This is a genomic window from Amycolatopsis sp. NPDC051061, assembly GCF_040682935.1.
Taxonomy (GTDB): Bacteria; Actinomycetota; Actinomycetes; order Mycobacteriales; family Pseudonocardiaceae; genus Amycolatopsis.
The window spans coordinates 21915-33130 of the sequence record NZ_JBFBBZ010000078.1 but is presented as its reverse complement, the minus strand read 5'-3'; the positions used below and the strand labels follow the sequence as shown (position 1 = coordinate 33130).

The following is an 11216-nucleotide window of genomic DNA, read 5'->3' as shown; positions in this document are numbered from 1 at the left end:
AGACCCCGTTAGAGGTCCACAACGAGTATCTGAGCCGACAGCTTGCAGCATGAATTAGCTATAGGAAAGCTGTCCGGAAATCTTGGGGCGCCTCAGAGCCGGGCGGCGATCAGGCTGTTTATGGAACGTGGTGTTCGTTCAGGTACGAGTGGGGATCAAAGTACGTGCGCAGGTCGAACGGGCCGGACGTGTGCGTGGCCTACTTCCAACTCCACGAGCATGTATTCGGCGTCTTCAACGCCTCCAGGATGGAGGCAGTAGTCGACAGGGCTACGCTTCGGCTCGTCTGTACACCTCTTGAAGCGGCGCTGACCGCGCTGACAATGGTGGTCGAGGGGCCCGCACCTGACCCACACGAGCTTGCCCGCAAGGTCGAAAGCAAGGCGACCGAGAAATTCGACTGGTTGAGCGAAGAGTTGCTCTGCGAACGGTACGTCTCCGCGCACATCGACTACATCGGCGCCATCAGGTCCGCCAATGCCTCCGCAAGGCTTCGACGACGATCAGCGAACCGACCGACCACTGAATGGTCATCGACGTCCGAACTCACCGGACAGAGCGTCACCGTCCAGTAGCGCCCGGTGTGCCACCTCCTTCCGTCGGACCATCAGGGCCGTATCCGGTCTTTGACGGCGTCGACCAACAAGAACACGAACCGGCTGACTTCGTCCGCAACCGGCTGGATCTTCTTGGTCTGTTCGGACGTCAGCACGCCGCCAACAGTGACTCGTCATCGTCGGTGGGGCCCGCCCGAGATATCCAGGAACAGCTTGTACGTCGGCGAGATAGACAGCACCGGCCCCTTCGTCGCGGATCAGAGCTCCGACAGCGACGTTCCTGCGCGGCGCCCGGCGAAGCCTGAGTTGAACTCGACTTCCGGCTCGCTCTCGTCCCCGCAGGTCGTGCTCAAAGACCACACAGTCGCCACAGTGGTCGAACTGCTCGTCGATCAAGGTGCCTCGCTGGGCGAGAGCGACGCAACCGTCTCGGTCAGCTCGCGCACAGGCTGCAACTGCCGATGACCTTCGGGGCGGATCATCCTTCAGCAGCGCTGCCCGGGCAAGTTGGCCAGCCGCGAAGACCTGCCTCCTCGCCTGGTCGCGAGTGCTGCCCCACTGCATCTGGAGGTCAGCGGCAATGCGGCCATTCGGGTGCAGACCAGCTCTCAGCTCGTCATCAGAGCCGGATAGCCGCGTTCCGCCATCGACCCGAACCCACCTCAAGCACCGAGGTGCACGATGACCAGTACCGTCCGCCGAGCCACCCTGACACACGCTGTGCCCCCGCGCCGAGCCGGCGCCCGGCGTCGCCAGCACGTCGTTGGCGGCCCCGGGCTGAGGTTTGCGTTCTACGGGCGGATGTCCACAGTCGAGTTCCAGGACCGGGAGACGTCATTGGGGTGGCAGCGAGAGGTCGCCGAGGAGACGATCCGAGGGCACGGCGTGATCGTGGCGGAGTACTTCGACGAAGGGTGTTCACGTCGGCTGCCGTGGCGGGAACGGCCGGCCGCCGCACAGCTGATGGCAGCTGCGAAGCAACCGAACCGTTCATTCGATGCCGTCGTGATCGGAGAGTACGAGCGAGCGTTCTACGGAGACCAGTTCGGCGCGGTGCTGACCGCACTGCGGGTGCAAGGTATCCAGCTGTGGCTGCCCGAAGCGGACGGTCCGGTCAACCTCGACGACCCGGTGCACCAAGCCCTGATGCTCCTGCTCGGCTCCCAGTCACGTCGCGAGGTGCTGCGAGCTCGGCATCGGGTGCTGGCTGCGATGCACGTCCACTCCCGTGTTCAAGGCAGGTTCCTCGGCGGCCGGCCACCCTACGGCTATCGCCTCGCCGATGCCGGCCCCCACCCGAATCGGGCCCACGCGAGCTGGGGCCGCCGCCTGCACCGCCTGGAACCCGACCCGGCCACCGCGCAGTGGGTGCGGTGGATCTTTCAGCAACGAGCCACCGGACGTAGCGTGGCCGGGATCGCGCGGGAGCTGAACGACCGCGGCGTCCCGTGCCCGTCGAGCGCCGACCGGGACCGCAACCGGCACCGGACGAAGCACGAGTGGATCGTCCGGACGGTCGTGGGGATCCTCGAGAACCCTCGATACACCGGGCGGCAGGTGTGGAATCGGCACGGTGTCAGCACAACGGCTCCCGTCCCCCGCCGTCCGCAAGTCCGGCCGGCGGCGGCACGAGGTTGGGCCAAGTCGGAGAAGATCACACATCCAGCTCTCGTGGACGAAGCGACGTTCCTGGCGATCCAGGGCATGCGTGCGGCCCGCCCCACCAAGTACGGCGGCACCAGGACGTACGTGCTGGCGGGGCTCGTGCAATGTCAGCTGTGCGGGCGCCGGCTGGACTCGCACTGGGTGAACGGCCGACCCGGCTACCGCTGCCGGCACGATCACACCAGCGCCCGCAACCGCCCACCCGGGCTCGCGAAGAACATCTACGTCCGCGAAGATCACTTACTCAACGATCTCCGCGCCCGATTCGCCGAGACCGTAGGCGACGACGGGTCTGCAATCGCGGACTACCTGAGATCGAATCACCTGACGCTCATCTACGGAGGTCCCACGCAAGAAGTCAAACCTTGCGGTCCACCACGCATACGAGCCGCTACAGACGAAGCCACCGAAGGACAGCTGCTGTTACTCTGACCCGGCCGCGACACACGGCTCCATGGGGTAATTGAGTGTCCGAACCGAGTTGATCTATAACCCCACACTGAAGTTCGCCACTGACCTGCAGCTTGAGTGAGCTGCCTCCCTCCGGGAATCTCCCGCGTTTGCGTGTTCAAAGCGGGCATTGCGTGTGCGTCGACGCGGCGGCCGCCCCTCACCCGAGGCGCCCTGGACCGAGCACCTTCGGCGACCCGTGACCGCACCCCTCGATATGGTGCCCACGACCATGTCCGAGGCGCGCGGGACGTGGCCAGCGCACATTGCCCCGGCTCGCCCGGTGGCCGATAGTTGCGGAGTTCCCCCCGGTGTCGTGAGGAGCCCGTCGTGCGCCTTTTCAGCCTGGTGGCCGCTGCCGCCATCGTCGTCGGTGTGGAGGTCGCCGCGCCGGCGCCGCCGGTTGCCGCGGCCGCTCCCGCCTATCTGACCAACGAGGCGACGTTCGGCACCGTCGCCAACGGGTGGGCCAAGGTGGAGCGCTATCGCGACACCACATCGGGATTCGCCGATGAGCAGTATCCGCCGGACGGACGGGGGAACCAGGACGGGCAGCGGCTGACCTTCTTCGGCGGGGTGGCGCAGCCGTCCTCGTCGCGGTTCCTGCTGTACTCCGCCCCCGGGTGGTCGACCGGCGCGAAGGCCACGCCGGTGCTCCTGGTGCACGGCGCCAACGACAATCCCGACCGGGCCTGGGCCAATCCGAACGAGTCCGGCGGCTTCGGGTGCGGTTCGGCGACGTGCCCGTCGACCGGGCTGATGCAGTACCTCAGCTCGCGCGGGTACCGGGTGTTCGCTATCGGCTTCGCGCACAAGCAGGGCGAGAACCGCCAGCAGGCACAGCAGGTCGGTGACGCGATCGCGCTGATCAAGTCACGGCTGGGTGTGAGCCAGGTCGATCTGGTCGGCTGGAGCAAGGGCGAGCTGTCCACCCGGATGTACGTGTCCTCGGTGAAGCCGTCGTGGGGACGGGCCTACGCCGGCGACGTACGCAAGCTGATCACCCTCGGCGGGCCGAACGGTGGCTACGACTACCCGTTCGCGCACGGCTACGCGCACGACCTGTCGATCTGGCCGGAGTGCGGCGTCAACATCAACGCGCCGAGCCCGCACACCAGGATGACGTGCTACGGCGCGTACACCTACCACCCGGAACTGTCGATCACCCCCACCGCCGGCTGGGACACCTACCCCGGGCAGCGCCAGATGCTGGCCCGCTTCGACAGCGCGTTCGGCGTGGACGGCTCACAGCAGGACTGGTACACGACCTACTACGGCGGCCAGGGCTTCTACACCGACGGGACGGGCATCCAGGCCGCGATCGACGCCGGGTCGATGATCTCCGCCATCCAGTCCGCCGGAACCCCGGCAAGCGTCTCGGTGTACCTGCTGGCCGGCGGCTCACCGAGCATCGTCGGCGTGTTCAACGAGAACCGGGGCCCGAGCGACGGCATCGTGTTCGTGGCCAGCGCGTTGGACAGCACGGGCATCGGCCACCTCGCCGCGACCGCGCTGGTCGGTTCGGTGAATCACTTGCAGCTGGGCTGGGCGTCGGCGTCGATGTCCCAGGTGACGAGCTGGCTGGCGTGAAAGGGACGACAGTGACCACACTCCTCGACGGAATCACTTCGGCGAAGGTGCCGACCGACCGGCTGACCACACACGTGCTGGAGGTCGCCGGCCGGGAACACGGCGAACCGGTCGTGTTCATCCACGGCAACGTCTCGTCCTCGGCCTTCTGGCAGGAGCCGATGCTCGACCTGCCGCGGCGGTACCGCCCGATCGCGGTGGACCTGCGCGGATTCGGCGGCACCGACCCGTTGCCGGTGGACGCGACGCGGGGCGTGCGCGACTACGCCGACGACGTGGCCGCCACGCTGACCGCGCTTGACGTCGGCGCCGCACACCTGGTCGGCTGGAGCATGGGCGGCGGCGTGGTCCTGCAGCTGCTGCGCGAGCACCCCGCGCTCGCGCGCACCGTGACACTGGTCAACCCCGTCTCGCCCTACGGCTTCGGCGGCACCAAGGGCGCGGACGGCGAACTGGTCGACGCGGCGGGCGCCGGCTCGGGTGGCGGTGGCGGCAACCCGGACTTCGTCGCCCGGCTCAAGGACGGCGACACCTCGGACGAGTCGCCGTTCTCCCCGCGACAGGTGTTGCTGGCCTTCTACGTCAAACCGCCGTTCCACCCCGCCCGCCTCGACGACCTCGTCGAGTCGATGCTCACCACCCGGGTCGGCGACGATCACTATCCCGGCGACTTCACCACGACCGACGCGTGGCCGGGCGTCGCGCCGGGCACCCGTGGCGTGCTCAACACCATGGCGCCCTGCCACTTCCGCCTCGACGACCTCGACGCGATCGAGCGCAAGCCCCCGATTCTCTGGGTGCGGGGAGCGGACGACCAGATCGTGTCCGACACCTCCCTGTTCGACCTCGCCCACCTCGGCCGGCTCGGCGCGGTGCCCGGCTGGCCGGGCGAGGCCACCCATCCCGCGCAGCCGATGGTCACCCAGATGAGAGCCGTCCTCGACCGCTACGCCGCAGCGGGCGGCGACTACCGCGAGGTGGCCATCGCCGACACCGGACACAGCCCACACATCGAGAAGCCGAAGGAGTTCTCGGCGGCACTGCTCGAGGTGTTGGCCAAGGGCTGAAGCATCCGACACCGTCGTCCGCCGCCTTGGCGGGATCACGATCGGTCCACGGGCTGTTGCAGGCCGCGCCCCAGCCTACGGGTTGAACGCGCTCCGGACAGCTGCTTGCTTCAACAATTTCATCAGTGTTCAGACCCGACGCCAGACATCACCCGCCGACTCGGTACCGACGGTTGCCGCCCCGCTCGATCGGAGGGAGAATCCGGCCGTCCGAACAACCAGGTCATCGAGCCCGGCGGGCGGTGGATCGCGCAGTGGCACAAGATCGACGGCCCTTCGACGACGCGACTGAAGACCGGACGCTCATCTTCATCAACTACCGGACCGCCGACTCGGCTTCGGCCGCGGCACTGCTGCACTCGGAGCTGAGTGCCCGCTTCGGCGCGGACTCGGTGTTCCTCGATTACGAGTCCATCCGGCTCGGCCGTGACTTCCGACCTGAGCTACTGGACGGGGTACGGGACAGCGCTGTCCTACTGGTCGTCGTCGGCGACCGCTGGCTCAACGGGGAAGTGGGTCGACGGCCAATCGACGATCCGGCCGATTGGGTGCGCAAGGAGATCCAGCACGCCCTCCATCACGGCGTGCCCGTCCTGCCCGTTCTTTTCTCGGGCGCGAAGTTGACGCCGGACCGTCTGCCGACTGAGCTAGCCATGCTGGCCCACCACCAGTACTACCAGATCCGCCGCCGTCAACGATCGGACATTCGCGCTCTCGGCGACTACTTGACGCGCCAGATTCCCCAGCTGGCCCACCGGCAAGCTCGTCGCCGATCCCTGCCTGACGGGGCAATTGCGGGCAGCCGCCCTCCCGGATTGATGGGGTTGCCACCCGCGGTGTCCACGTTCACCGGACGTGAAGGAGAACTCGCACGGCTGTCCGCCGCGCTCAATCCCGAAGAGCCCGGCGAGCCGGCTGGGTCCGCGACCACCGTCATCGCCGGCATGGCCGGAGCCGGAAAAACCGCTCTGGCTCTCATCGCGGCCCATGAAGCGTGGCAGGCCGGGTGGTTCCCCGGCGGCATGCTGATGTTCGACATGCTGGGTTACGAAGCCGGAGACCGCAGGGTCCGCCCGGAAGCAGCGCTGGCCGGCGTCCTGGCTGATCTGGGTGTGTCGGGGGAGCACCTCCCCGCGGACAGTGCCGCAAGAGAACGACTCTGGCGGACCATGCTGGCAGACCGGTTCGCCGCGGGTAACCGGATGTTGATCATCGTCGACAACGTCTCGAGTTCGGCGCAAGTTCGGCCACTCTTGCCCGGTGTGGGATCGCACCGGGTGCTTGTCACCAGCAGGCACACCCTGACCGACATCGATGCCGCCGTACTCAAGCTCGACGTGCTCAGCTCCCACGAAGCAGCCGAGCTGCTCCGCAAGCAACTTGTCGCCGCCGATGCCAGCGACAACCGCGGGAGCGCCCAAGCAGCCGAGGCTCAGCAGATCGCACAGCTGTGCGGCGGTCTGCCACTCGCTGTCCGCATCGCCGGGGCGCTGCTCGCCGCTGACCGCACTCAGTCGCTGGCGGAGCTGGCCGGGACACTGTCCGACGATCGCCGCCGGCTCGAAGAACTGCACTACGACGGCAGCCTCGCCGTGCGTTCGGCGTTCGATCTGTCCTACCGGCGACTCGATCGGCCCGACGCGCGGTTGTTCCGGCTCCTCGCGGTGCACCCGGGCCGTGAGTTCCCGGCGAAGCTGGCAGACGTGGTGACCGGCGAGAAGTGCCACCATGGCTTGCGTCGCCTTCATCGGGCGAATTTAATCGAACCAGGAGGAGTCCATGGCCGGTGGCTCATGCACGACCTCGTCCGACTCTACGCCGAACAGCTTGCCGTGAACGACCCCGAGCGGACGGCCGTGCTGGCCAGAATCGCCGAATACTACCTTGCGCTGTTCGGTCGGCTCCTTCACCACAACGATCCGGCCGCGCGGAGCGCCGTGAGCGAGCAGCTGGCCTCGATCGACCGGGACATCCCCACGGTGGTCGCCGTTGTGACGCAGGCGTACGAGGCCGGCCTGGACGACGAGGTGGTCCGGCTGGCCGAGACCATGTCCACCTACTTCGACCTCCGCAAATCCTGGGAGGCCTGGATCCGCGTCGACCAGGTGGCTCTGCGCTCGGCGGCCCGGATCGGAGAAGCGGACGCCGCGAACAGGATCCGGCTGAGCTTGGCGGTCGCCTACCGTGATCTCGGCCGGTTCGACGAGGCTCTGCAGTGCTGCGACCGAGCGTTGGACCACTTCCGCAGGTGGGGCGACGAACGTCGTGAAGCCGAAGCACTCAACAACCGCGCGGTCGTGTTGCGAAAATGCGTCAGGCTGGCCGAAGCACTCGCCGATCTGGACGCCGCGTTGACCGTGTGGCGCGGGCTCGGCGACGCACTCGGGCAAGCTCGTGCCTTGAACAACCTGGGGCTGGTCCACATGGACACGGGCACCTACCGCGATGCCCTCGACTGCTTCGACCGCGCGTTGGCGGTGCTCCCGCAGACCAAGCACGAGCGGCGAGAGGCGAAAGTCCAGCACAACTACGGGGTGGCGTGCCTGCGTCTCGGGCGCTTCACGGAATCTGCCGACCGGCTCAGGCGGGCGATAGCGCTCCGACACGAGTCCGGCGACCGGTACCGAGCGGCCAAATCCCGCACGATGCTGGGCACGGTCCTGGTCGAGACCGGCCAGCCGCAGAAAGCCTCCGAGCAGTGGCGGCAGGCCCTGGACGTCTTCCGCGAAGTCGGCGACCAGGGCGCGGCGGAGCGAGTGCGGACCCAACTAGAACAGATCGCTTGACCGCATTTCCCGGAGCCAACTCACCACCTCGGGTGGCGCGGCCGCTTCGATTTCGTCGTCGGGCTTCGCGCGGAGGCTGAACGCCAAGAAGAACTCGTGGAACGCTTGGTGGGCGAAGCGGAACCGCAGCCTGTTGCCGAGCGACCTCTTCTTGACCGGGAGCAGAACGCTCTGCACGGCCAACGCCTCCGGATCGACTTCGCCGAGCCACGGGGGACCCTCGTCCAGAACGTCGTCGATGGCGACCGTCGGCAGCAGGACCAGCACGCCCCCATCGTCTCGGGAAGTCATCGCTCGCGCCGCGGCTGCCATGACGTCGTAGGCGTGGCTCGTCGTGCGATCGAGGGATTCCGGCCGCGCGCCGAGGATCGGTGGCCGGGCCGCGCCGCCGAGTGCGATCGGGTTAGCGGAGTCACGGGCGATCTTCCGGTCGATCCAGCTGCCGAAGAGCTCGAGCCTCGATCGTGACCGCAGGCCTTCCCGGCGCAACGTCCTCGATCAACATCCCGAGGAACAGCGGACGGCGCGGGATGTCGCCGTAGAGCTCCTCGAACCGCTCTTCCTCCACCAGCACGCGAAGCTCGGCGAGGTGGTCGTCCGGTCCGTCGGCACGCAGCGACCTGTCGATCAAGTGGATCATGCAGTCGGCTGTCCACGGCCGCATTTCGGTGGTGGTGATGTACTGGCGGATAGGATTCTCGCCCCGCTCGGACATCGCCATTCCCACTTCGCCGAGGCGGGCGTTCCAGAATTCCGACCGTGCGCTCACGAGGATCGGCACTCCCAATTTGCGGAGTGACCGGAGCAACTCGAGCAGTCCCGAACGACGCTGCGTCATGGGTGCTTCGTCAAGGCCGTCGACGACGAGCCGGACGCCTTCGTCCGACTCGGTCAGCATCACGTCGAGGATGCGAGGTGCGATCTTCCTCCACAACTCCCGTAGTGACTCTTCGTAGCCGTTGAGGTGCTCCTCGAACTCCGTCAAGATCGCCGACAAGATGTCGTGCAGGCTAGTCACGTGAGTACCCAGCCGGGCCGCGGGCAAGAGGATCACCCGCCTCCCCGGTACTCTGGCCGCGCGCACCATGACCGTAGTCTTGCCGAAGCCAAATTCTCCGACGACGAGATGGATGCCTTTGTCCTCGGCGACGAGGTCGGGCACGGGATCGGCGAGCCGGTCCGACTGTTCACCCACGCTCTCGAAGCCGGTCGGCGCGAAGACAGCCACGTACCGGCGGAACGGCACTTCGGTGACCGGGTCGTCTCCGACCAGACCGCTCACCGCCTCGGCCGCACCTGCGGTGTAGTCGTCGACGACCACCTTGCACCGCTCGTACACGCCCTGCCACAGGTGGCTCACCAGGCCATAGCGGTCCCACATGCCCGCCCAGCCGACGTCACCGAGCGAAACGAGCGGATCGAGAGCAGCGAGCACAGCCCGGTTGTAGCTCTCATCCCGCGAGTCCTGGTTGTGGATGAAGAGGTACTGGTCCGCCACCAACCCCGAGAGCTGGAACTCCCTGATGCGTCCGACGGATTCCTTGCCGTGGCTCGTGTACCAGTCGTCACCCGCGGGGAGACGCATCAATTGGATCGCGATCCGCAGACGCCCACCGGCGGGATGGGTCGAGTCCACCAGGAACAGACCGGCCACGGCGTCGTCGGCGGTCACCTCGACTTCGCCCCCGAACCCGCCGAAGGTCACAAACAAATATGCGCTGGCCAGCCGGGCGAACTCGTCGTCGGACGCTGCACGCCGAAGCGCGGCTACCTGTTCGCGGTGCGCCGTCCGCTGGCGCCAGGCCTGCCTGGGTTTCACCAGGGTCGGCGGGGTCTCGTTCCGGAGGGTGACGGGTTCGGGAAGCACGTCGGCCGACGCGGACGAAACCGCGAGCTGTGCGATCGTCGCGTCGTCGAACACGAAGGCCGGTCCGGGCGGGTCGGCCTCCGGTGTCCCGAGCAGCACCGCCAGTTGCCTGGCCGCGAGCAGGAAGAACCACCACCGATCGGCCGGAGCCAGGGACGACCGTCCGGTCAGCACGAGCGCGCTGCTCACGGACGCTGCCTGGAGCTGACGGCGCCACTCCGTCAGCTGTCCGGCCGGCTCGGCCCACTGCTCACCGGCGGTTTTGATCGCGGCGATGGCGTCGGCGACCTCCGCGGGCAGGTCCGCGGCCGCCTCCTCGCCGGTGACGTGGCGCAGGAGCCGCCGGCGCGACTCCCGGTCGGTCACGACTTCGAGCGATCGGCGGATGACGGCCATGAGCAGAGACGCCTGGTCCCACGCCAACGGGACGTCGGCGGCGTAGGTGGCCAGGTCGATCAGCCGGAACTCGAACGGCCTGTCCGGCTGAGGCGACGAGCACAGGACATTCGTCGCGTGGAGATCGCCGTGTCCTTTTCCGGTCTGGATGCGCAACGACGGCGAAGCGCCGAGGCGTGCGGACAGTCCGAAGGCCAGCGGATTCGGCAACACCTCGCCGTCTACCTCCAGCCAGGCTGCCGGTGTCCTCAGCAGCTGCGGTACCGGTTCGGCCCACGACCAGATCTTCCCACCCGGCCGGATACGCGCCCCGAGGTGCCAGTCCAGCAGCTGGGCCAGGCTGCGGACACCGGCCTTGGTGCCGGTCGCGTTCCATTCGGTCAGCAGCGAGCGGCAGATTTCGCCGACCGCGACCGCCGAGGCCGGGGTGTCGAGCAGCTCCCGGAGCGGACCGTGGGGTTCGAGGCCACCGGCGGCGACGTGCTGGAACATCACCACTCCGTCGGTCCCGTACGAGATCGCGTGCCACGGCAGCCGCACCAGATGACGCTCCGCGAAGTCCGGGGCGTCCTGCAGCGCGGCCCGATGACGGCGCACTTCGCTTTCCCGGGCCGACTTCGCTTCAAAAGCCTTGACGATCAGCCGCTGCTCAGGCTTGCCGTCCGACGACTGCAGGTAGACCGCAGCAACGCGGGCCGAGCTGTGCCCGTACTGGTGACGGTCGACTTCGATCGCCATTCCGTTGAGTTCGGCCCAGCGAAGCACTTCCGCCGCCGCCGGCACCCCGAGCGCCGCTTCGAGTGCCAACTGCGTCGGGCCGCCGATCGGCAACGGAGTC

The 11216-nt window shown here is 67.7% G+C and carries 8 protein-coding genes; 6 read left to right on the top strand and 2 right to left on the bottom strand.

The features are described from left to right. Window positions 1-194 precede the first annotated feature (194 nt). The 6 genes from AB0N03_RS49035 (at window position 195) to AB0N03_RS49010 (ending at window position 8115) form a co-directional block, all read left to right on the top strand. Window positions 195-575 carry a hypothetical protein gene (locus AB0N03_RS49035; protein ID WP_364387832.1) on the top strand — a complete coding sequence of 127 codons (381 nt, stop codon included), beginning with the start codon at window positions 195-197 and terminating at the stop codon, window positions 573-575. 195 nt (window positions 576-770) lie between these two features. After that, window positions 771-1022, top strand: a complete 252-nt coding sequence (locus AB0N03_RS49030) for a hypothetical protein (protein WP_364387830.1) — start codon at window positions 771-773, stop codon at window positions 1020-1022. A 336-nt stretch (window positions 1023-1358) separates the two neighbouring features. Next, window positions 1359-2654 (top strand): recombinase family protein, encoded by a 1296-nt coding sequence (locus AB0N03_RS49025; protein WP_364387828.1) that lies wholly within the window; start codon window positions 1359-1361, stop codon window positions 2652-2654. 348 nt (window positions 2655-3002) lie between these two features. Next, window positions 3003-4262, top strand: a complete 1260-nt coding sequence (locus AB0N03_RS49020; protein WP_364387826.1) for a lipase — start codon at window positions 3003-3005, stop codon at window positions 4260-4262. A gap of 11 nt (window positions 4263-4273) precedes the next feature. Next, entirely contained in the window at window positions 4274-5329 is a 1056-nt protein-coding gene (locus tag AB0N03_RS49015; RefSeq protein ID WP_364387824.1) for an alpha/beta hydrolase, read from the top strand. A gap of 254 nt (window positions 5330-5583) precedes the next feature. Next, window positions 5584-8115, top strand: coding sequence for a tetratricopeptide repeat protein (locus AB0N03_RS49010; protein ID WP_364387822.1), 2532 nt, complete (start codon window positions 5584-5586; stop codon window positions 8113-8115). Here AB0N03_RS49010 and AB0N03_RS49005 read toward each other — a convergent pair. Together AB0N03_RS49005 and AB0N03_RS49000 are read right to left on the bottom strand one after the other, a co-directional pair. Then, on the bottom strand, window positions 8098-8406 hold the full coding sequence (locus AB0N03_RS49005; RefSeq protein WP_364387820.1) for a hypothetical protein: 309 nt from the start codon (window positions 8404-8406) through the stop codon (window positions 8098-8100). The two genes, AB0N03_RS49010 and AB0N03_RS49005, sit on opposite strands and share 18 nt — an antisense overlap. 121 nt (window positions 8407-8527) lie before the next feature. Then, entirely contained in the window at window positions 8528-11209 is a 2682-nt protein-coding gene (locus tag AB0N03_RS49000; protein WP_364387818.1) for an AAA family ATPase, read from the bottom strand. Window positions 11210-11216: the final 7 nt, after the last annotated feature.